The 21435-nt window shown below is 72.4% G+C and carries 18 protein-coding genes; 8 read left to right on the forward strand and 10 right to left on the reverse strand.

The genetic code is table 11. The features are described from left to right. Positions 1 to 13: 13 nt before the first annotated feature. The gene (locus ACIOHP_RS05640; protein ID WP_401883668.1) at positions 14 to 787 is read right to left on the reverse strand and encodes a hypothetical protein; all 774 of its coding nucleotides are present in this window, start codon (positions 785 to 787) and stop codon (positions 14 to 16) included. Between the two features lie 236 nt (positions 788 to 1023). Between ACIOHP_RS05640 and thrS the strand changes: the two genes are divergently transcribed. Both thrS and ACIOHP_RS05650 read left to right on the forward strand, forming a co-directional pair. Next, the gene (gene thrS / locus ACIOHP_RS05645; RefSeq protein WP_401883670.1) at positions 1024 to 2271 is read left to right on the forward strand and encodes a threonine--tRNA ligase; all 1248 of its coding nucleotides are present in this window, start codon (positions 1024 to 1026) and stop codon (positions 2269 to 2271) included. A 27-nt stretch (positions 2272 to 2298) separates the two neighbouring features. Next, complete coding sequence (locus ACIOHP_RS05650) at positions 2299 to 3261, forward strand: nucleoside hydrolase (RefSeq protein ID WP_401883672.1); 963 nt, start codon at positions 2299 to 2301, stop codon at positions 3259 to 3261. Positions 3262 to 3344: 83 nt separating this feature from the next. Here ACIOHP_RS05650 and ACIOHP_RS05655 read toward each other — a convergent pair whose 3' ends face one another. Next, positions 3345 to 4277, reverse strand: a complete 933-nt coding sequence (locus ACIOHP_RS05655) for an LAETG motif-containing sortase-dependent surface protein (RefSeq protein ID WP_401883674.1) — start codon at positions 4275 to 4277, stop codon at positions 3345 to 3347. Positions 4278 to 4561: 284 nt separating this feature from the next. Here ACIOHP_RS05655 and ACIOHP_RS05660 point away from each other — a divergent pair, with 284 nt between their 5' ends. Beyond that, positions 4562 to 6211 carry a glycoside hydrolase family 13 protein gene (locus ACIOHP_RS05660; protein ID WP_401883676.1) on the forward strand — a complete coding sequence of 550 codons (1650 nt, stop codon included), beginning with the start codon at positions 4562 to 4564 and terminating at the stop codon, positions 6209 to 6211. A gap of 5 nt (positions 6212 to 6216) precedes the next feature. Here the strand turns inward: ACIOHP_RS05660 and ACIOHP_RS05665 are convergent, their stop codons facing one another. Further along, positions 6217 to 6960 (reverse strand): DUF4142 domain-containing protein, encoded by a 744-nt coding sequence (locus ACIOHP_RS05665; RefSeq protein WP_401884126.1) that lies wholly within the window; start codon positions 6958 to 6960, stop codon positions 6217 to 6219. Between the two features lie 186 nt (positions 6961 to 7146). Here ACIOHP_RS05665 and ACIOHP_RS05670 point away from each other — a divergent pair, with 186 nt between their 5' ends. Next, positions 7147 to 7914, forward strand: coding sequence for a carboxypeptidase regulatory-like domain-containing protein (locus ACIOHP_RS05670; protein ID WP_401883678.1), 768 nt, complete (start codon positions 7147 to 7149; stop codon positions 7912 to 7914). 4 nt (positions 7915 to 7918) lie between these two features. Here the strand turns inward: ACIOHP_RS05670 and ACIOHP_RS05675 are convergent, their stop codons facing one another. Next, positions 7919 to 11344, reverse strand: a complete 3426-nt coding sequence (locus ACIOHP_RS05675) for an ATP-binding protein (RefSeq protein WP_401883680.1) — start codon at positions 11342 to 11344, stop codon at positions 7919 to 7921. Between the two features lie 422 nt (positions 11345 to 11766). Here ACIOHP_RS05675 and ACIOHP_RS05680 point away from each other — a divergent pair, with 422 nt between their 5' ends. Beyond that, the gene (locus tag ACIOHP_RS05680) at positions 11767 to 12441 is read left to right on the forward strand and encodes a DUF6445 family protein (protein WP_361552341.1); all 675 of its coding nucleotides are present in this window, start codon (positions 11767 to 11769) and stop codon (positions 12439 to 12441) included. 28 nt (positions 12442 to 12469) lie between these two features. On the opposite strand, the gene ACIOHP_RS05685 is transcribed toward ACIOHP_RS05680, so the two are convergent. Next, a complete protein-coding gene (locus ACIOHP_RS05685) occupies positions 12470 to 12940 on the reverse strand; it encodes a hypothetical protein (RefSeq protein WP_401883682.1) in 471 nt (156 codons plus the stop codon). Between the two features lie 124 nt (positions 12941 to 13064). Between ACIOHP_RS05685 and ACIOHP_RS05690 the strand changes: the two genes are divergently transcribed. Beyond that, a complete protein-coding gene (locus ACIOHP_RS05690) occupies positions 13065 to 13580 on the forward strand; it encodes a hypothetical protein (protein ID WP_361552335.1) in 516 nt (171 codons plus the stop codon). Between the two features lie 73 nt (positions 13581 to 13653). Here ACIOHP_RS05690 and ACIOHP_RS05695 read toward each other — a convergent pair whose 3' ends face one another. Beyond that, the gene (locus ACIOHP_RS05695) at positions 13654 to 14016 is read right to left on the reverse strand and encodes a DUF6479 family protein (protein WP_361552332.1); all 363 of its coding nucleotides are present in this window, start codon (positions 14014 to 14016) and stop codon (positions 13654 to 13656) included. Between the two features lie 157 nt (positions 14017 to 14173). On the opposite strand from ACIOHP_RS05695, the gene ACIOHP_RS05700 reads away from it, so the two are divergent. After that, positions 14174 to 15100, forward strand: a complete 927-nt coding sequence (locus ACIOHP_RS05700; RefSeq protein WP_401883685.1) for an SMP-30/gluconolactonase/LRE family protein — start codon at positions 14174 to 14176, stop codon at positions 15098 to 15100. A gap of 65 nt (positions 15101 to 15165) precedes the next feature. Here the strand turns inward: ACIOHP_RS05700 and ACIOHP_RS05705 are convergent, their stop codons facing one another. From ACIOHP_RS05705 to ACIOHP_RS05720, 4 genes are all read right to left on the reverse strand, one after another. Next, positions 15166 to 17775: an immunoglobulin I-set domain protein gene (locus ACIOHP_RS05705; protein WP_401883687.1), complete on the reverse strand. Its 2610-nt coding sequence runs from the start codon at positions 17773 to 17775 to the stop codon at positions 15166 to 15168. A gap of 88 nt (positions 17776 to 17863) precedes the next feature. Beyond that, positions 17864 to 18391, reverse strand: coding sequence for a hypothetical protein (locus tag ACIOHP_RS05710; protein ID WP_361550664.1), 528 nt, complete (start codon positions 18389 to 18391; stop codon positions 17864 to 17866). A gap of 162 nt (positions 18392 to 18553) precedes the next feature. Further along, positions 18554 to 19468 (reverse strand): hypothetical protein, encoded by a 915-nt coding sequence (locus ACIOHP_RS05715; RefSeq protein ID WP_401883689.1) that lies wholly within the window; start codon positions 19466 to 19468, stop codon positions 18554 to 18556. A 33-nt stretch (positions 19469 to 19501) separates the two neighbouring features. Continuing rightward, a complete protein-coding gene (locus tag ACIOHP_RS05720; protein ID WP_401883691.1) occupies positions 19502 to 20197 on the reverse strand; it encodes a hypothetical protein in 696 nt (231 codons plus the stop codon). A 171-nt stretch (positions 20198 to 20368) separates the two neighbouring features. Here ACIOHP_RS05720 and ACIOHP_RS05725 point away from each other — a divergent pair, with 171 nt between their 5' ends. Then, positions 20369 to 21403: a hemin ABC transporter substrate-binding protein gene (locus ACIOHP_RS05725; RefSeq protein WP_401883693.1), complete on the forward strand. Its 1035-nt coding sequence runs from the start codon at positions 20369 to 20371 to the stop codon at positions 21401 to 21403. Positions 21404 to 21435: the final 32 nt, after the last annotated feature.

Consider the following 21435-nt stretch of genomic DNA (forward strand, 5'->3'; position numbering starts at 1 on the left):
CCGGCTACGGGAGTCAGACCTCCACGCGAGCCTGCTTCCGTACGTCCGCCAGGCGCCTGGCGCCCAGTTCCGCGACCCCCTGGGTGATCTCGGCGTACACGTCGCCCAGGCCGCCGTTGGTGAGGACGATCGTGTCGTCGCCGATGCGGACGGCGGCGACATCCAGCGTGAGCGTGGTCTCCTCGCCGTCCGCGCTCTCGCCGTTCAGCGTGAGCCGCAGGGACTGCCGGGAGTCTCCGATCTTCGGCAGCGGCGCCTCGGTGACCTCGGCTTTCTGGACGGCGCCGGTGGCGGTGGCGGCCGTGAACCGCCCGCACTTCTTGGGCATGGTCTTCAGCCAGGCCAGCGTCCTGTCCACGTCCGCGGGACGGTCGGCGACGACCTGATGGTGCAACTGGGCGTCGTTCCAGGTGTCGTCCAGGCCCGTCCTCGCCCGCACCTGGGCGTCCGCGCCGAAGAACTCCTCGGTGTAGAGGGTGTCCAGCAGCCGCTGGCAGTCGGGTGCGTTCGCGGTGGCCTTGAGGAGCCCGTCCCGCCAGGTCGCGGCGCCCTCCGTCATGGTCCAGGGCTCGCCGAGATCGGCGTCGGTGATCAGGGCGGCCTGGGCCTGGTCCGGGGTGAGGGCGGGGACCGTGGCGGGGGACGGGGGCGCGGTGGGGGCGGCCGAGGCCGTGGTGGGGGACGCGGCGGGCTTCTTGGCGGGGAGCGCCTTGTCCGTGGCGATGGCGGAGCAGGCGGTCGTGGCGAGGAGGGCGGCGAGCGGGAGGGCGAGGAGAGGGCGGCGCATGGGTCCACGGGAGCACCGCGGGTGAGGGGCCACCAGCGCGGCGGGCCGGATGGGGTACGGGCGTTGGTGCCGAGGAGTGGAAAACCGGTGGTGCCCGTCCGCTGCCCACCGCTAGCGTCGGCGCCATGAAGCGCGCCCATCCGTCTGCCACGACGACGCCGGACCACGTCCCGGCGCGCTGACCCATGAGCTGACGCGAACCCCGGGGCGAGTGCCCCGGGGTTCTCTGCTGTCCGGTGGCCTCGCCCTCTCACCGAGAGGAATCCGCCATGTCCGACCACCGCCGCCTGGGCCGAGAACTCGACCTGTTCGACACCGACCCGCTGATGGGCGCGGGGCTGCCGTACTGGCTCCCGGACGGGGCCGTCGTACGGCACACCCTGGAGGAGTACGTCAGGGAGGCCGAGCGGGCCGCCGGGTACCGGCATGTGTACTCGCCCGTGCTGGGCAAACGGGAGCTGTACGAGATCTCCGGGCACTGGGACCACTACAGCGAGGACATGTTCCCGCCCATGGATCTGGGCAGCGAGCAGGTCGTGCTGCGCCCCAGCCTCTGCCCCCACCACGCCCTCATCTACCGCTCCCGCTCGCACAGTTACCGAGAACTACCCCTCCGCTTGGCCGAGTTGGGCGGCATGTACCGCTCCGAGCTGTCCGGCGTGCTCGGCGGACTGACCCGGGTCCGGGCCATCCAGCTCAACGACGCCCATATCTTCTGCACCCTGGAACAGGCCGTCGACGAGGCCCGCGCCGCCCTCGGCCTGATCCGCCGCGCCTACGCCGACCTCGGCATCCGGGCCGCCCGGTACCGGCTGTCGCTGCCCGGGGAGGGCGCCAAGTACGTGGCGGACCCGGAGCTGTGGAAGCGGGCCACCGCCCTGCTGGAGCAGGTCCTCGACGGGATCGAGTACGAGGCGGTGGCGGGCGAGGCGGCCTTCTACGGTCCGAAGATCGACGTGCAGATCACCGACCGGGCCGGCCGTGAGTCCACCCTCTCCACCGTGCAGATCGACTTCCACCAGCCCGAACGCTTCGACCTGCACTACATCGGCGCCGACGGGGCCAAGCACCGGCCGGTCATGGTGCACCGCAGCATCATCGGCAGCGTGGAACGGGCGGTCGCGCATCTCATCGAGGAGCACGGCGGGGCGTTCCCGGCCTGGCTGGCACCGGCGCAGCTGGTCGTGCTGCCCGTGTCGGAGGAGCAGTACGACCAGGCGGACCAGGTCGTCCGCCGTGCCCTCGGCCTCGGACTGCGGGCCGAACTCGCGGGACCCGGGCACGGCACCCTCGGCGCCCGCATCCGCGCGGCCCGGCTCGCGCCGTACGTCGCGGTGATCGGCGCGCGGGAGGCCGACGGCGACCTGGCAGCCGTACGGCTGCGCGACGGGCGCCGGCCGGGGGCCGTACCGGTGGAGGAGCTGCTGCGGCGCGTGGGGGCGGTGGTCGAGGCTCGCGGGTCCGAACTGTGGGCGGCTGCGTAAGGTCGGTCCCGACGGAAGGAGTCCATCGTGACCGCCCACCCCATTCCCGTGATCATCGACTGCGACACCGGTGTCGACGACGCCCTGGCCCTGCTGTTCGCCGTACGTCACCCGGGCCTCGACGTACGGGCGATCACCTGCGTGGCCGGGAACACCGACGTCGACGGTGTCGTACGCAACACCCTGACCGTGCTGGAGCAGGCCGGGGCCGGTGACATCCCCGTCGCGCGGGGCGCCGAGCGGCCGTTGGTCGAGCCGGCCCGGTCGGCGAAGCATGTGCACGGGCAGGACGGGATGGGCGACCTCGGGCTGCCCGCGCCGACCCGGCGGCCGGTCGACGTGGACGCGGTGACGCTGCTGCGCCGCGAGATCCTGGCGTCGCCGCGGCCGGTGACGCTCATTCCGACGGCGCCGCTGACGAACATCGCGCTGCTGCTGCGGACGCACCCCGAGGTGGTGCGGAACATCGAGCGGATCGTGTTCATGGGCGGGGCGGTGGCGACGGGGAACGCGACGCCGGTCGCCGAGTTCAACGTGTGGCACGACCCGGAGGCGGCGGCGGTGCTGCTGACCGCGGGGGTGCCGATCACCATGTACGGGCTCGATGTGTTCAAGCGGGTGCTGGTGCCGGCGGCGGATGTGCAGCGGTTGCGGGCGAGTTCGGAGCCGCGGCTGCGGATGGCGGGGGAGTTGCTGGCCCACCGTGATCCGGCGACGTCCGGGGATCCCACGCCCACGGGGGGTCTGGGGGACGCGGGGGCGGTGTGTGCGGTGGTGGATCCGGGGGGTCTGAGCACTGAGCTGCTGCCGGTCGAGGTGAGCCTGGCGCCGGGGGCGACCCGGGGGCAGACCATTGTCGACCGTCGGCCGCGGCCCGGGGAGGCCGAGATCCACGAGGGTGAGCGCGAACTGACCCTGGTGGATGTGGGGTTGGACGTGGATGTGGAGCGGTACGTGAAGTTGTGGCTGTCGGTGGTGGAGGGCGAGTAGGCGGTGACGTGGCTGCCGGCCGGTAGGGGCCGGCCGCGCGGTTCCCCGCGCCCCTGAAGGGCGCGGGGAACCGCGTTTCGTCACTACGCGCGCGTCGCCTTGCGACGGCGGGTCGCCAGGACGATGCCCGCGCCGCCGGCCAGCAGGACGGCCGCGCCGATGGCGATCGGGCCGGTCGCGCTGGAGCCGCCGGTCTCGGCGAGGTCGTCGCCGCCGCCGTTCGGGGTGGCCGCGGGGGCCGTGGTGGACTCCGAGGCGGACGGGGTCGGCGTGCCCGTCGACGGGGTCTCGGAGGCCGGAGGCGTGGTCTCGGAGGCCGGGGGAGTCGACTCGGAGGCCGGCGGGGTCGACTCGGACGCCGGGGGAGTCGTCTCGGCGGGCGGGGTCGCCGGAGGCGTGGTCTGCGTCGTCGAGCAGTCCTTCGTGCCGCCGTTCCAGGCCGCGATCAGCTTGTCCTTGATGACCGGGCGGTCCGGACCCTTGGGCAGCTCACCGTGGGTGAAGCCGTCGTTGGCGTCGAGGTTGCCGTCGAACTTCGTGGCGCCCCGGTAGAGGTCGATCTGCGCGTAGCAGCCGGCGTCGGGCACCGCGATGTCGAGGGAGTCGCTCTGGCCCTGCTTGACGGTCACCGTGTCGAAGTCGACGAAGATCTGCTCGCCGGAGGTCGCGAAGGTCGGACCGTGGGCGATGTAGGAGGCCAGCGAGGCCGTGCAGGTGGCCGCGTCCTGAGCCGCGCGGACCTTGATGTGCACCTTGCCGTCCTCGGTCGGCTTCAGGTTCTGGTCGTCGACCTTGACCGAGTCGAAGAAGCTGACCCCGTCCAGGGAGAACTGGCAGCGGTCGGTCCCGGTCTCCGTACCCGCGCCCGTGCCGGGCTTGTAAGTACCACCGTGGTTCCAGCCGTCGCCGCCGGGCCCGGTGGCCCAGGCGGCGGATGCGCCCGAGGCGCAGAGGGCGAGCGTTGCGGCGCCCGTCCCCAGCAGGCGGCGCACAGTGACACGTCTCGCTATGGACATGCGTATCCCATCAGGGTGGAGTGATCCGAAAACGCCGAGGGCACAGAAAAGCGCTCGGCAACACTGGGCTCATTGGTCACATGCGCCACAGCTGCGGACATCGTGGATCTCGCCGCCGAAGGGTGTCAACCTGCGGGAATGCAAGGTCTGTTCATCGGCCATCACAATTCCGCCACACAAGGAACGCGGCGCTCCGCACCTTGGGGAGGTTCGTCCCTCCACAGCTGTGGACAGATTCCTCTTTGTTCGTCTTTGCCGTACGCACAGAGCACTCAGGAGATCGTGTGACCCCCGACCTCTCGTCCAGGGACCCGAACTGGTGGCGGCAGGCCGTCGTCTACCAGGTCTACCCCCGAAGCTTCGGCGACGCCGACGGCGACGGGCTCGGTGACATCAGAGGCGTCACCGAGCGGCTCACGCATCTGAGCGGCCTCGGCGTCGACGCCCTGTGGCTGAGCCCCTTCTACCCGTCCGAGCTGGCCGACGGCGGCTACGACGTCGCCGACTACCGGGACGTCGACCCGCGTCTGGGCACCCTCGACGACTTCGACGCCATGGTCACCGAGGCCCACCGTCTCGGTCTGAAGGTCATCGTCGACCTCGTCCCCAACCACAGCTCCCACCAGCACGTGTGGTTCCAGGAGGCCCTCGCCGCCGGGCCCGGCTCGGCCGCCCGCGAGCGGTACGTCTTCCGGGACGGGCGGGGTGCGCACGGGGAACTCCCGCCCACCGACTGGCAGTCCGTGTTCGGCGGCAGCGCCTGGAAGCGGGTACCGGACGGACAGTGGTATCTGCACCTGTTCACGCCCGAGCAGCCCGACTTCAACTGGGACCACGACGAGGTCCGCGCCGACTTCCGCACCACCCTGCGCTTCTGGTCCGACCGGGGTGTCGACGGCTTCCGCGTCGACGTGGCCCACGCCCTGGCCAAGGACCTCGCCGAGCCGCTGCGCGACCTCGGGTCACCCGAACTCAGCGGCGAGCAGGCGCTGGCCGAGTTCGCGCCCGGCACCCACCCCTTCTTCGACCGCGACGAGGTCCACGAGATCTACCGCGACTGGCGCAAGGTCTTCGACTCCTACCGCCCGCCCCGCATGGCGGTCGCCGAGGCCTGGGTCCCGGGCGCGGACCGGCGCGCGCAGTACGCCCGCCCCGAGGAGCTCGGCCAGGCCTTCAACTTCGCCTATCTGCTCGCGGGCTGGAACGCGGCGGAACTCCGCCAGGTCATCGTCGACTCCCTCGCCGGCGCCCGCGCGGCCGGCGCCTCGGCCACCTGGGTGCTGTCCAACCACGACGTCGTACGCCACACCTCCCGCCTGATGCTCCCGCCGGGCACGGACGAGAACGCCTGGCTGCTCTCCGGCGGCCAGGCACCGCACGTCGATGCCGCCGAGGGGCTGCGCCGCGCTCGCGCCGCCACGCTCCTCATGCTGGCGCTGCCCGGATCCTCGTACGTCTACCAGGGCGAGGAACTCGGTCTGCCCGAGGTCGCCGACCTGCCCGTCGAGGTGCTCCAGGACCCGATCTGGGAGCAGACGGGACGCGTCCGCAAGGGCCGCGACGGCTGCCGGGTGCCGCTGCCGTGGACACGGACCGGGCCGTCGTACGGCTTCGGCGCGGGCGGGGCCTGGCTGCCGCAGCCGGAGAGCTTCGCGCGGTACGCCGTCGAGGCGCAGGACGGCAGCGAGGGCTCCACCCTGGAGCTGTACCGCGCCGCCCTGAAGCTGCGCCGCAAACTGCTGGAGGGAGAGGCGCTGACCTGGTCGGACGGGGCCGCCGACGGGGTGCTGGACTTCGTACGGCACGACGGGTGGCGGTGTGTGGCCAACCTGTCCCCGGCGGCGGTGGAGCTGCCGCCGGGCGAAGTGCTGCTGGCCAGCGGCCCGTTGGAGGACGGGCTGCTGGCACCGGACACGACGGTCTGGCTTGCGTAGCGGAATCAGCCGATGGTCGGGTTCGGGCTGGCGCCCGCGGCCGGGGCGTTGCCCGCCTGCTCGCCGGGGAGCGCGACCGGAGTGGAGGTCGCGGTCGGCGGCGGGGTGAGGACGACCATCGGCTCGCCGGGCTGCGGGGGCGGCGGGGTCAGATCGGTGGTGGGCAGCTTCGGCGGGGTGGTCTGCTGGAAGAGGGCCTGGTCGAAGTTGACGAAGCCGGTCTTCTCCATGACCGTGATGTGGTCCAGGACGGTGTCGTTGGCCTGGTCCGCGAGCGCCCGCACCAGCGAGTTCTTGGTGGTGGAGCGGATCTTCGCCACCGTGTTGAAGATCGAGCCGTGGGTGATGCGCAGGATGTTGGCGAAGTTCGAGTCGAACTCCCGGCCGGTGCTGGAGGTGATCTGGTTCACGAAGGCCACCTGCTGCGGGCTCGCCACGTTCGGCAGGGTGATGTTGAGCATCGGGGCGATCTTGCGGCAGGTGGTGTCCAGCGCCGCGTGGCCGTCGACGAGATGCTCTCCCGCGGTCTTGACCTCCTTGGTCGTTCCCTTCTCCATGCCGATCTTTCCGAGGGGGTACTCCCACAGGCCCGCCGCCCGCACCTTGACCACGAAGTCCCGGTCCTGCTCGGTGAGCGGACCCCACTGGGTCTGGGCGATCACCCGGTCCTGAGCGGTCGAAACCTTGTCGAAGCCGAGCATCGCGGGATAGGCGAGCGCGACCAGGGTCAGGCTGAGCGCACCGCCCACGAAGAGCGTGCCCGTGGCATTCCGCGAAAAGCGCACCGTGGCTCCTGTCCGATCGGGGTTGTTCGGACCTTCAGTACGGACGAGGAGCCACGGGTGTTCATGATGCGTACGTCACTTCGCCGGTCCGCAACCCGTACGGACGCACAGCGCGAGACCTGACCCCCGACGCCCCGTCAGAATCGAGGAATGAGCCGGAAGACAGCCGCCCTGGGTATCACCGCACTCACCCTGATCGCATCGGCCTGGACGCCCGCCTCCGCGCACGGCGGCCGTGACCTCTGGGCCACCGTCACCATCGTGCCCGGTCGCGAAGGCATCGTGGAGGCCGCCGGATACTCCGGCCCCGCCCTCGGCGTCGGGTCACGCCTGACGCTCACCGCCCCCGAGGGCACCGCGGTCACCGACACCCCCCTCGACGCCCACGGCTACCGCGGCGCGGTCGACACCGACGGCGACAGCGCCACGTACACCTACACGGGCCCCACGAACGCGGGCGCCTGGCAGGAGCACACCTTCCCCTTCGTCCTCGCCGTACCGGCCGACGCGGTGCCCGGCACCCGTCTGACCGGCTGCGCGATGCGGCTCACGGACGCGAGCGGCACGCGCAAGGACCACGGAACCTGCGCGGTGACCGTCGGCCTGCCGGAACCGACGCTGACCCGGCCCGAGTCCGGGGTGCCGCTCGGCGCGCGGCCGGAGATGGCCGGGACCGCGTATCCGGGGGCGCAGGTGACCGTGCGGCACGAGGACGCGGAGGACGAGGGGGTGACGGGTCAGGGGCCGGAGCCGGGGGCCGAGGTGTGCACCACGACGGCCGGCGCCGGCGGCGCGTGGTCCTGCCGGCCCGCTCTGCCGCTTCCCGCCGGTCCGGGACGGCTCCAGGCGACCGCTTCCCTCAACGGCGTCAGCGCGCTGAGCGAGCAGAAGAACGTCACGGTGGCGCCCGCCAGGTGACGGGTCACGACGGGTTCGCGTGGGACACCCTGCGCAGCACGGTCGGGTAGGGCAGGGCCGTGGCGAGTTCGCGCACCCGGGCCGCACACCGCCCGGCCTCGTCCGCGCGGCCCAGTACCGCCAGCGCCGTCGCCTGCGCGGTACGGGCCTCGCATTCGGTGACCGCCTCGCCCGCCCCGGCGGCCCGTACGGCCTCCTCCGCGGCGAGCCGCGCGGCGCGCGCGGGATCGCCGGCCGTGAGGTGGGCCCAGGCGGCGATGACGGGGACGCCGGTGCCGGACACGGTCGCCAGCAGGGCGAGGGCGCGGTCGGGGCGGACGTCGCGGAGCGCCAACTCGGCCTGGGCGGTGCGTACTTCGTAGTCGGCCTGGTGGTCGGGCCGGCGGGACACACAGTGGGCCGCGCGGGTCAGCAGTTCGCGGGGGTCGGGGAGCGCGGGGCGGGGGCCGCCGCGCAGCTGGACGCGGGCGAGGGCGGTGAGGGCGTACGGCAGGCACCAGCCGGAGTGCGCCTGGGCCTCGGCGACGGCGTCGGCGGCGAGTTCCGCGGCCTCGTCGCACTCGCCGAGCAGGAGGTGCACTTCGGCGAGGTTGGCGCGTTCGAAGGCGGCGGCCTCCGGGTCTCCGCAGCCGTCGGCCAGGTCGAGGGCGCGGCGGCCGAGCGCGGCGGCCTCCCGTAGCCTGCCCGAGCGTCTCGCATGCTCGCGCAGGATCGACAGGACCATGGCCAGCAGTCGGGGGTCGCCGTGTGCCTCGGCATGCGGGAGGGCGGCGTCGGCGGCCGCGAGGGCCTCCGGCAGCCGGCCGGTGAGGGCGAGTGATGTGGACTGTTGGGCCAGTGCACGGGCTCGCAGGCCATGGGGGGTGTGCTCGCCGTTGGCGGGTGCGGGTTCGTTGTGGCTGGTCGCGCAGTTCCCCGCGCCCCTGACGGCGTCACACTCACCGGCGTTTTTCTCTGCCGTACGTGCTGCCCTCAACGAGCCCTCGTAGTCGCCCGTCACGAAGCACAGGACACCTCGCGCCATCCAGTGCGCCGCCAGTGTCTCCGCAGGTGTGCGATCACCAGGGAGGTACGTGTCCAGCAGGGCGAACCCCTCCCCCGCCTCCCCCGTCTTGGCCAGCGTTTCCGCCAACTGGGCGGCCACCCGCACCTGTTCCTCCGCTCTGCCGTGTCTCCGCAGATCCGTCAGCGCCTCCCGCAGGACCCGCGCCGCGTCCTCGTGGCGGGCCATGCGGCGCAGTACGGCGGCGTGGTCGAGGCGGATGCGGGCCGCCTCGACGGCGACCGCGTCGAGGCGGGCGGTCAGTTCGCCGTAGTAGTGGTCGGCGGTGTCGTCGGCGCCGACGGCCGCGGCCCGGCGTGCCGCGAGGTGCAGATGGTCGGCGGCGCGCGGGTCGTCGGCGCCCGTGAGGTGCGCGGCCACGGCGTCCACCGCGCCGGGACGGCGGCGCAGCAGCAGCTCGGCGTACGCGGTGTGCAGCAGGCGGCGTCGCGCGACCGAGAGCCGCTCGCGGCACACCAGCCGGATGAGCGGATGCCGGAAGCCCAGGCCGGGCACGGTCCGACCGTCCGTCGGTACGGGCCGTTCCTCCAGTACGGCGGCGGCGAGCGCGGCGTCGATGCCGTCGGCCACCTCCGCCGTGGCGCCCGCGACCTCCTGCACCTCCGTCAGCGCCGCGACCCCGCCGCACGCCATCGCCACGGTCTCGATGACCTGGCAGGCGGCCGGGCTGAGGCGGGACAGGCGTTCGGCGACGAGGAGGCGGACGCCCTCCGGCGGGGTCAGGTCCTCGTACCCGGACATCCCGGATGTCGCCTTGGCCAGTTCCACGGCGAACAGGGGGTGGCCGAGGGAGAGCTCCCAGACGCGTTCGAGGGTCGTGGAGTCGCCGTCGCCGCCCATCGCGTCCGCCGCCAGGGTCAGACAGTCCGTGCGGTCCAGGCGGGGCAGGTGGAGCCGGCGGGCCGTTCCCTGGCGGACGAGGGTGTCGAGGAGGGTGCGGCGCGGGTCCGGCTCGGGGAGGTCCTCGGGGCGGTACGTGGCCAGGAAGCGCACCTTCGCGGACCCCTGGGTGCGGCGGGCCAGGCGGCTCAGCAGGTGCAGGGACGCCGTGTCGGCCGTATGGACGTCGTCCAGCACCACCAGCGCACCGCCCGGTGCCGCCGCGGAGGCCAGCAGGCCGGAGACGGCGGCGAAGATCCGCTCGCGCTCGTACTCGGGGCCGCCGCCGCGCCCCGGCGCCGGGCCGATCTGGCCCAGTGACGGCAGCAGCGCCGCGAGCTCGGGGTACTCCGCGCCCGCCCGGGCCCGTTCGGCTGCCGGACGGCCGGCCAGCCAGCCCTCCAGGGCCTCCACGAACAGGCCGTACGGTGCCTGCTCCGCCGTGTCGTGGCTCGCGCCCCACAGCACGGCCGCCCCGTCCGCCGAGGCCCGCCGTGCCGCCTCCGCGGCGAGCCGTGTCTTGCCGATGCCCGCCTCGCCGCCGACCACGGTCAGGGCGGGGCGGGTGGGGTCGAGGAGGCGTTCCAGCTCGGCGCGGCGGCCGACGAAGGGCGAGGCCGCGAGGGTGTCGAGCACGGCGGGCGGCGGTGTCGGACCGGCGGGAGCGGGACGTCGTACGGCCGTCATGGAGGTGCCCAGCGCCGCGCGGTGCAGCGCCTCGGTCTCGGGTCCCGGCCGGATGCCCCACTCGGCGTCCAGCGCGCGCCGGCACTGGTGGTACTGGGCGAGGGCGCGGCGCCGCATGCCCTGGTGGAGGTAGGCGCCGATCAGGACCCGGTGGGCGCGTTCCTCGGCGGCGCTGTCGGCGAGGATCCGGCGGGCGGTGGCCGCCGCCCGTTCCGTGGCGCCGTCCGCCAGGTACGCCTCGGCGAGGGTGAGCCGTACGGAGTCGCGCAGCGCGTCGAGCCGCTCGCGTCGCGCCTCCACCCACGGGGTGTAGCGGTGCTCGGGGAGCAGCCCGCCGGTGAAGGCTTCGAGGGCGGCGGCCAGGTGGGCGGTGGTCCCGGTGCGCAGGGCCCGCTCGGCGAGGGTCTCGGCCTCGTCGGCGTCGATCCACACCGTGTCGGGCGCCAGCCGGAGCAGTGCGCCCTCGCCGATCAGGTACGAGGAGGGGGTGCGGGCCGTCAGCTCCGGCTCCAGGGCGCGGCGGGCGGCGTGCAGGGAGACGCGGAGGCTGCCGAGGGCGGCGGGGGTGCCGGCCGTGTCGGGCCAGCACATCTCGATGATCTCCTCGCGGTGCCTGACCCGGCCGGGGGAGACGGCCAGCAGTTCGACGAGGCGACGGGAGCTGGGGCGCGGCCAGCGATCGGCGACGGGAGCCCCGTCCGTGCGTTCGGTGCGGAAGCCGCCGAGCAGATACAGCCGCAGGACGGGCCGCGCCGGTCGGCGCACGGCACCGTCCGCCGTTTCCGCGTTTCTGCTGCTCATGTGGGCCGCACTCTAGCCCGGCTCCCTGTTTTGACCGGAATATGACCGGACAAATAAAATGTCCGGACATGTGAACTGCCCAGACGGATCACCGGAGGCCCCGCGGTGTGTGACCTCATCGGTCTCGCGGGGCTCCCGGCGTGTATCCCTACCCCCCACAGGAGGGATACGGCGGCTCCCGTCCCGAGGGGCATGACTCGGCCCTGCTCGTGGCCAATGTGTCGGAACAGGGCCGATGCGAGTGACCTTAGGCAGCGGGCGTTACTGGCGGATTACTGACACATGGGGTTCGGAATGCGGACAATTACGCGTGTGATATCCCGTATTCCGGCGGCTCGTTGACGAAGCGTTGACCACTTCGCGGGAGATTCCAGACCCCTTTGCGGGAGAGTCGAAAGAAGGCCCGGCCCTAGATTCGGCGCATGCCCCCACACCCCCCTGCCCCCCTTCCCGTGCTCCCCTACCGCAAGCCCACCAAGGGGCGTGACTACTGGGTCCTGGACGACGTCCTGCCCGACGCGGACGCCGTGCGGGAGCGGTGTCTGGCCAAGGGCGACTGGGTCGAGGGCTACCCGCACAAGCCGGAGGCGTGGCCGGGGCTGCGGGCCATGCCGGGTCTCGAACCGGACGAACTGGCCCGCGTCGAGCGGCTGGTGCGCCAGGCCACCGGCGCCAAGGAGCTGTGGGTCCAGCGCACCCCCGGCGGCGGCACCCTCAACCACAACTGCGTCCAGGTGGTCGGCGAGGGCGAGAGCACGCCCCGCCCGCACACCGACTCGCGCAACCTGTGCCGGTACGCGGCGGTCCTCTATCTCAACCCCGGCGTCCCCAAGGACTGCGGGACCAGCTTCTACCGCCAGTCCCTGCCCGGCGGCCGGCTCGGCGGCAACGTCGTGCAGGCCCCGCACAACAACCTCGTCGACGCGCTCGGCACCCGGTTCGTGGCGCCGGACGCCTTCGAGGAGGACGTACGCGTGCCGCACCGGTACAACCGGCTGCTGCTCTACAGCGCCAACCTGGTGCACAGCGCGACCGGTTACTGCGGCGCCACCCTGGAGGAGAAGCGGATGACGGCGGTCTTCTTCTGGATGGCGTGAGCCTTCGACGCGGGAGCAGGCGGCGGTTTCAGTAGCGGACCGCCCTGTCCACCTCCGCCTTCACCTCACCGGACAGATCGCGGTTGCTGCGGGCCGTCGCCTTCCCGGACTTGCCCGCCGGCACGTCGGAGACGGTCACCGCGACCGCGTCCAGCAAGTTGCCGTCGCCGTCGGTGAAGTTCACCTGCACCAGGAAGGACTTCTGGGAGCCGCCGCTGTTGGCCGCCGTGACCTCGGTCTCGGCGCGCCCGCCGGAGGCGGTGACCGTGCCGAGCTGCACGTCGCCCTTGACGTCGACGCCGTTCCTGACGTCGTCGAACCTCTCGCCGACCTCCGCCGTCGCCGACGCGAACGTGTCCGCGCCCTGGGACGCGACGGACGCGGCCCTGCTCGCCACCGACGCGGGGGTGTCGTCGTCGGAGCAGCCGGTGAGCGCGGTGAGTGCGGTGAGCGCGGCGGCCGCGACCACCGCCGCCGGTGCCGTGCGGTAGCCCGTCATATCGCCTCCAGGGTGCTGCGGGTGCCTCCAGTGAAGATCGGCCCGCCCGCGACCGCACCCCGGCCCTCACCCGTTCGGCCCTGCCCCCGTGGTGCCCGCCGGGGCCCGGGCAGATCGTCGAACCATGACTCAGCAACCGCATGCGACGCCGTCCTCCACGACACCGTCCGCCACGACACCGCCCGTATGGGACAAGGACCACCAGCAGGCCGCGCCCACCCCCGCCGACATGCCGGCGGGCAGCGGGTTCGTGACCGGCGGGCTCGTCTTCGCCGGTGTCCTGATGCTGGTGAACGGGGTGATGGCGGTGCTTCAGGGCATCTCCGCGCTCGCCAAGGACGATGTCTACAACCGGGTCGGCGACTACGTCTACAAGATCAGCCTCACCGGCTGGGGCGTCATCATGCTCGTCCTGGGCGTCGTCCTCCTGGCCGTCGGCTACGGCGTCCTCAAGGGCGCCTGGTGGGCCCGGATGACCGGCATCTTCCTGGCGTCGATGAGCATGGTCCTGCACTTCCTGTTCCTGCCGTACTCCACCGTCTGGTCCGTGATCATGGTCGGCGTCGACTTCTTCGTGATCTGGGCCCTGGCGACGGCACCCCACGTCTCAGGCCGCGGTACCGCCCCGGCGGGGCGCTGACCCGGCCCGGATCCCTGACGGCACAGGTATGGGGGCTGCCCCGTCGGCGGGGCAGCCCCTCTGCGTCACACCGTCACACGTGTCCCAGGCCGCCGCTGCCGAAGGATCCGCTGGACCCTGGCAGCCAGCGCTTTCGCTGCTGGTCCTTGCCTCGTTTACTGCTCTGCTGGAGCTGGTACGGCATGAGCCGCTCCCGCTCCGCGAGCGGGACCACGTTCGGCTCCCGCATCTCACTGATCTCGTGGACCGCGCCAGAGCTGGGAAGGGTGGGCTGCTCGTCCGGCCGAGGCCTGACGAGTTCCCGGTCCTGCACCCGCATGCCGAACTGCACGGCCAGGATCAGTGCACCGGCGATGAACGCACCACCGACGAAAGCGGCGATCACGTTGAGCACATCGCTCCCCGCGGCCGCTACTACAAACGTTGCGGTACTCATATGGCAAGTATCGCCGAAATGACTCAAAAGGGCAGTCCTGAATTCGAGGAACCTGTCCATATGCTGTCCGCGGGATTTCCGGGAACTCGCCTTTGCGCCGTGCCGTTTCCAACTAAAGGAACGGTAAACGGAGTTGGATTCCACGGAGGTCCCCACCATGATCCAGAACCCGAGCCGCAGAGCCGTCCTCGGCGGTGCCGCGGCGCTGGCCGCGCTGGCGGTGACGGCCGCCCCCGCCGCCGCACAGGCCGCCGCCTGGCCCACCGAGTTCCCGCTGCCGAACGGCTGGCTGCCCGAGGGCATCGCGATCGGCTCGAAGCCGTACGCCTACTTCGGCTCCCGTGGCAACGGCGGCATCTACCGCGTCGACCTGCGCACCGGCGAGGGCACGGTCCTCTACGCCGGAGCCGCCGGCCAGATAGCCGTCGGTCTGAAGATCGACCGCGACGGTCTGCTGTACGTCGCGGGCAACACCGGTGTCGCCCGCGTCCATGACGCGCGCACCGGCGAGGTCGTCCGCACCTTCCAGCTGAGCGAGGCCACCGGCCACTTCGTCAACGACGTCACCCTGCTCGGCGACCGCGCCTGGTTCACCGACTCCCGCGCCGCCCAGCTCTACAGCGTCCCCCGCGGCCGCGACGGAGCCGTCCGCACCCTCCCGCTCACCGGCGACTGGGTGCAGCTCCCCGACGTCAACAACGCCAACGGCGTCGTCGGCACCCCCGACGGCCGCGCCCTGATCGTCGTCAAGTCCACCCCGGGCGAACTCCACCGCGTCAACCCGAGGACCGGCCACGCCACGAGGATCACGCTGGTCGGCCAGGACACCGTCGTCAACGGCGACGGTCTGTGGCGCGTCGGTCGCACGCTGTACGTCGTCCAGAACCGTCTCAACCTGGTGAGCGTCTGGGACCTGGACGACAGGGCCACCACCGCGACCCTGCGCACCACGATCACCGACCCGCGCTTCGACGTGCCGACCACGGCCGCCCGCTACGGGGACCGGCTGTACCTGGTCAACGCCCGTTTCACGACCCCGCCGACACCGGAGACGACGTACGACGCGGTAGCCGTGTCCCTGTGACACCCCTGGCATGAGTCCGCCCTCTCCGGCCGCGCCGGAGAGGGCGAACGTCTGTAGGCCGGGTGTCAGTGGACGGTACGGCCCCGCCGGTATGCCACCCAGCCGGCGCCCGTCAGGGCGGCCGCGAGGACGGTGGCGGACAGCACGGTCACGCCGGTGGAGGCGAGGCTGCCGCCGGTGGATCCGGTGGCCACGGTCCCTCCTGCCGAGCCGCCGGTCGTGGCGGATCCCGCACCGCCGGTGGTGCCGCCGGAGTCCGAGTCGTCCGGGGTGTCCGTGCCGTCGTCCGTGCCCGGGTCCGTGTCGACCGGGTCCTGGCCGACGAAGCTGACCGGGACCTTCACGTCCTGGGAGCGGTCGCCGGAGAGGGTGTGGTCGGCACGGGTGGCCAGGACGCACTTCGCCTCGAAGCAGTCGGTGAACTCGTCCTTGGCGTCCACGGTGAGCTCGACCTCGAAGGAGCCGCCGTCCTCGTAGGGGGTCGCCAGGTCCTCGCCGTAGTCGGGCGGGTTGGACGAGATCCAGGCGGACGAGTGGGAGGCGCCGGTCATGTCGACGCCGCCGACACACGGGGTGGGCAGTTCGCCGTCGCCGTTGTCGACGCACAGGGCCACGTAGACGCCCTTGTCCTCGTCGTAGCCGGAGCCGGTGATCTTCAGGGTCTGGTCCTCGGTGGCGAGGTTGTTGACCGGAGTGACGGTCAGCCTCTGGCTCTCGGAGCCGGTGCCGGTCTTCGAGCCGGAGGGCTTGTCGTCCGCACCGTCGGTGGGGGGCGGGGAGCCGTTGCCGTCGTCCGGGTCGTCGTCCTTCACGACCGTCAGGGTGACCGGCGAAGTGCGGGTCGTGCCCGCCGTGTTGGTGAACTCGGCGCGGTACTCGAGGCCGTCCTGGACCGCCTTCGCGGTGAAGGTGAACGTGGGGTCCGTCGCGCCCGCGACCTTCCCCCAGGTCTGGCCGCCGTCGGAGCTGACGCTCCAGCTCACCGTGGGCGCCGGCGTGCCCTCGGCGGCGGCCGTGAAGGTGACCTTGCCGCCGGGGGCGACGGTCTGGTCGGCGGGGGAGAGAGTGACCTCGGGGGACGAACGGAAGCCGAGCTTGAGGACCTTGCTCTCCGCCCACTGCGTGACGTACACCGTCGCGGCGCCCGGGGTCACGGCGATGCCCGCGTACGTGGACGCCTCGGCGCCCGGCAGCACGGCCGGTGCGATCGCCTGCCGGAAGGTCCTGCTGTCCAGGATCTCCAGGGCGCCGTTGCCGTCCTGGACGGAGTCGCTGTCGGAGTGGTCCTGGCGCAGGACGAAGGCCCGGCCGGTGCGCCCGTCGAAGGCCGCCGCCGTGGCCCGGTCCGTGCCCGTCAGGGTGGTCAGCGGCTTGCCGTCGCCGTCCAGGACGAGCACCGAGGTCTCCAGGCCCACCCAGACGTTTCCGGTGGCCGGGTCGGGCTCGACGAAGTACACGGCGCCCGTGTCCGCGGGGAGTTCGGCCGTGGCGGTGACCTGGAAGGACGCGGTGGCCACGCGGCGCAGCACCTTCTTGTCCCCGGCGGTGCCGACGGACCAGGCCACGCCCCGGGCGGCGTCCACCCCGAGCTCCCTGCCGCCCTCGAGGGTGAGCGTGCTCTGCACGGTGCCGGTGGCGAGGTCGATGCGGCGCAGTTCGGGTCCCGCCGCGACCAGCACGCTGGAGGTGTCGGCGTCCTGTCCGACGCCGGTGAACCCCGTGCCGGTGTACGCGTAGCCCTTCGCGGCCGTGTCGCCGTCCTTGGCCATGCCGATGCCGCGCAGCGGGTAGTGGAAGAGCACGCCGTCGCCGGTGAGCGGGGCGATGATCCTGCGGCCCACGAGGGCCGACGTGGCGGGCACACCGGGGGCCTGGGCGACCTTGCTGAGGAGCGTGCCGTCCTCGGGGTCCAGGGCGTACAGGCCCGACTCGATGATGCCGGCGGTGTCGGGGATGTTCTCCGAACCGACGTACAGCTTCCCGGAGTCGGGGTGCAGCAGCACGTCCAGGGGGCGTCCGGCGGTGGTGAACCCGGCGGTCTGCGCGTAGCTGGGCGTGCCCGGGGGGACGTCCACGCCGTCGCCGCCGCCCTCGCCGCCGTCACCCGGGTCCTGGCCCTCGAAGAAGACCGGGATGCGGACGTCCTGGGACCGGTCGCCGCTCGCGTTGTGGTCGACGCGGGTGACGACCGAGCAGGCGACCTGGAGGCAGTCGAGGCCGCTCTCCTTGGACTTGACGCCGAGGGTGACGTCGAAGGTGCCGCCCTCGCCCCAGCGTTCGGCGACCGTGCCGGCGCCTTCGTCGGAGGCGTCCCTGGGGATGATCCACTTCGAGGCGCCGCTGCTGCCGTCCTGGTCGGCGCCGCCGAGGCAGGGGGTGGGGAGCCGGTTGTCGCCGTTGTCCTTGCAGACGGAGACGTAGATGCCCTTGGTGTCGTCGTAGCCCGCCCCGGTGACCTGGATGGTGTCGCCGTCCGGGTCCAGGTTCGCGGAGGCGGAGACGGTCAGCTTCTGACCGCTCTTGCCGAGTGCCGTCTTCGGGGTGTCGGCGGCATGGGCGGCGGGAGCGACGGTGACGGCGGTCACCGCCGCGGCCATCAGCGCGGCGGCGCCCAGGAGCGCCGCGGGACGTCTGAGACGGAGTCCGCCCGACCCGTCCGGTCTGTCGACTGCCATGGAAGGAACCTCACTTGTCGGGTACGCCCGGCACTCCGGTGGTGCGAGAGCCGGGCCCCGCGAGTGAGGGGCCCGGTCCGGCGGGCGCCTACGGGAAGGTGATCGGTACGTGCACGTCGTACTTGCGGTCGTTGGTGTCGAAGTGGTCGGCGCGTGTGACGACGGCGCAGTCGACGGTCGAGCCGCAGACGTTGCCGTCACCGAGGTCGGGGTTGACGTAGATGTTCACGTTGAAGGTGCCGCCGGTGCCGAACTTGGAGCTGTTGGCGAACATGCCGCCGAAGGTGTTGTTGACCCAGTGCGAGGCGCCGGTCGCGCCGGTCTCGTCCTGACCGCCCAGGCACGGAGTCGGCTTGTTCACGCCGGCCGCGCCGTCGACCACGCACAGACCGACGTAGATGCCCTGGCCGGTGTTGAAGCCGGAGCCGGTGACGTTGACGACCTGGCCGGCCGCGGAGGCGGTGCCCGGGGCGGTCACCGACAGGTTGTAGGTGGTGGTGCCGTCGACGATGGTGCGGGTCGAGGTCGCGGCGGACGCGGAGGTCGCCAGGCCCAGGGTGAGGGCGGAGGCGGCGGCGACGGCGAGGCCGGCGCGGGCGGCGAGGTTGGCTCTCATGGGGAGGAACACCCTTCTCTCAAGTTAGGTAAGGCAAACCTAAGTATGAGTTCGCGCTGTTTGTCAACGGACGGCAAAGAACTCTCAAATCCCTTGGTGGATAAGGGATGTGGGCATGCCGAAGAGCGGGCCGGCCCGGCCCGCTCCCTGCCCCATGAGGGGTCATTCCGGGGCCCGCACCCCGAACTCCGCGACGGCACCGCGCTCGCCGGCCACCGTGTACAGCTCCACGGTGTGGACGCCCTCGACGGCCGTGTCGTACACCGGGAAGGCCCGCGAGACCCGCCCCCGCCCGTCGGCCACCGCCTGATACCGGGTGTCCTGGTCGATCGAGACCAGCACGACCTCACCGGGCTCGAATCCCTCGCCGCTGACCCGCTGTTCGGCGCCGGGGGCGAGGGCGGAGCGCACGACGGCGGCAGTGGGGGCCGCCGGTTCGGACGCCGCCTGTTCCCGCTCCGTGGGCGTCGCGGTCGGGGCCGGAGCCGGCTGCGGGGTGTCCTGCGCCGCCGTGCTTCCGCTTCCGGTGCCCACGGTCACGTCCAGTACCCCGAATGCGTCGCCGGTGACGAACTCCGCTCCGCTCCCCGCGGACAGCAGCGCGGCGCCGTCCTCGGTGAGCGCCGCCCGGAGTCCGCTCCAGGTCACGCCGCTCGACCGTACGACGGGTTCGGCGCCGGACGTGACCTCGGCCAGGGCGAGTTCGCGGGCCCGCCCGTCGACGGCGGTACGGGAGTAGAGCGTGCCCGTGTCGCCGTCCAACTCCAGTCGGAGGCCGCTCAGGGGCAGCTGCTTCCCGGGGGCGGAGGTCAGCAGGGCCGTACCGCCCAACTCCACGTCCGCGTACCCCACTTCGGGGTCCGCCCCGCCGCCGGTCGCCGGGAACCAGGCACGGTCCCCCGATCCTCGTACGGCAGGTGCGGCGACGTCGAGCGAGACGTCCTGGTCCGCAAGGGTGAGGGCCGCGTAACCGCCGCTCACCTCGCGTGGCGGCGCGTCCGCCGTCGCGACGCCCGGACACAGCAGCGCGAGCAGCGCGCCGCCCGTCACGGCGGCGGCGCCGGATCTCTTCGCCATCTTCGACTCTCCCTGGGGGAAGTGGGGTGGGGTCTATCCGGCGTTCGTGGCCGTCCGGCGCCTGCGCGCCCACAGCCAGGTGCCGGTGCCGGCGGCGACCAGACCGGCCGCGATGAGTCCGGCGGTCAGGGCGGTGGAGCCGGTGGAGGCGAGGGGGCCGTCCGAGGTGCTTTCCGCACCCGTGGTGCCCGTGCCGCCCGTGGTGCCGCCGCCGCCCGTGGTGCCCGCCGTGGCGGAGGCGCTCGGCGTCGACGAGGCGGTGGACGAACCGGTCCCGCCGAACGTCACCGGGATCCGTACCGTCTGGCTCTGGTCCCCGCCCCGGGTGTGGTCGTTGCGCGTGATGACCGCGCACGTGACGCCCGACTTGGTGCAGTCGGTGTTGGCGTCCTTGGCGCGGACCTTGAGCCGCACGGAGAACGAGCCGTCGTGCCCGCTTCCCTTGTAGGGCTCGGCGAGGCCCTCGCCGTAGGAGGGCGGGTCGGACGAGACCCACACGGACGCCCCGGACTCGCCGGACATGTCCACGCCGCCGACGCAGGGGGTCGGGGTCCTGCCCGCCCCGTTGTCCACGCAGAAGGCGACGTAGATGCCCTTCTCGGTGTTGTAGCCGGTGCCGGAGACGGTGACCGTCTCGCCCGCCGGGTCCAGGCCCGCGCTCTTGGAGGCGGTGAGTTTCTGCCCCTCGGGACCGGTCGCCGTAGCGGCCGCGACGGCCGGTGAAACCACGGTCAACACCAGTCCCGCCGAGGCGGCGACCAGTGCGAAATGAGCAACTCCTCGGCCACTCAGGGCACTTGAGGACAGCAAGACGGCACCCCCACCATGGGTCAATAAGGTAAACCTAACCTAACCTTATTCTCAACTGTGCGGGACCCAGAGACTCGGAGGACTTCGGCGATGCGTAGGTCAGGAAGACGGATCGGACCGGCGTCGTGGGCCCTGGCCCTGGCGCTGCTGACGGCAGCCTGTGCGGGCGGCGGCCCGGACAAGGGGTCCGCCGAGGCCGCACCGGTCTCCGCGAGCGCACGGGCGGCGGCCGCCGGGAAGCAATTGGCGAAGAACACCCTCGTACCGCTGGAGGGCGAGGCGCCCACGCCGAAGCTGCCGGTGACGGTCGACTCCTCCGACGGGCGCCAGGTGACGGTGCGGGACGCGTCGCGCGTCCTGCCCCTCAACGGCGGCATCGCGGAGATCGTGTTCACGCTCGGTCTCGGCGACAAGGTCGTCGGCCGGGACATCACCGCCACCTTCGCGGAGGCCAAGAAGCTCCCGCAGGTCACCAAGGCGCACGACGTGAGCGCGGAGAGCGTGCTGTCGCTGCGTCCGACGGTCGTGCTCGCCGACACCGACACCGGCCCGAGCGAGGCCATCGACCAGATCCGCGACGCGGGCGTCCCGGTCGTGGTCCTGGACCCGGCGACGAAGCTCTCCGACGTCCCCACGCGGACCACCCGCATCGCGCGGGCGCTGGGCGTCCCGGAAGCGGGCAAGGCCCTCAACTCCCGTATCGCCGAGGACCTTTCCGCGGCGAAGGCGGGCGTCCCCGAGGGCAGCAGGCCCAAGGTCGCCTTCCTCTACATGCGCGGCAGCGCGGCCGTCTACCTCATGGGCGGCAAGGGCTCCGGCGCCGACTCCCTGATCGAGGCCGCGGGCGCGGTCGACGCGGGGGTCGAGATGGGCCTGGACAAGCCGTTCACGCCGCTCACCAGCGAGGCCCTCATCGCCGCCCGGCCCGACGTGATCCTGATGATGGACAAGGGCCTCGCATCGGTCGGCGGCATCGACGGCCTCGTCAAGATCCCGGGCATCGCCCAGACCCCGGCCGGCGCCGACCGCCGCATCGTGACCCTGGAGGACGGCGTCCTGCTGAGCTTCGGGCCGCGGACGCCGTGGGTCATCGACATCCTTGTGGACGCCATCCACAGGGTGTGAACAACGCGTCGGCAACCTGCCCCCGGCCGGTG

Origin of the sequence: Streptomyces sp. NPDC087859 (assembly GCF_044742595.1) — a bacterium.
Classification (GTDB): Bacteria; Actinomycetota; Actinomycetes; order Streptomycetales; family Streptomycetaceae; genus Streptomyces; species Streptomyces canus_F.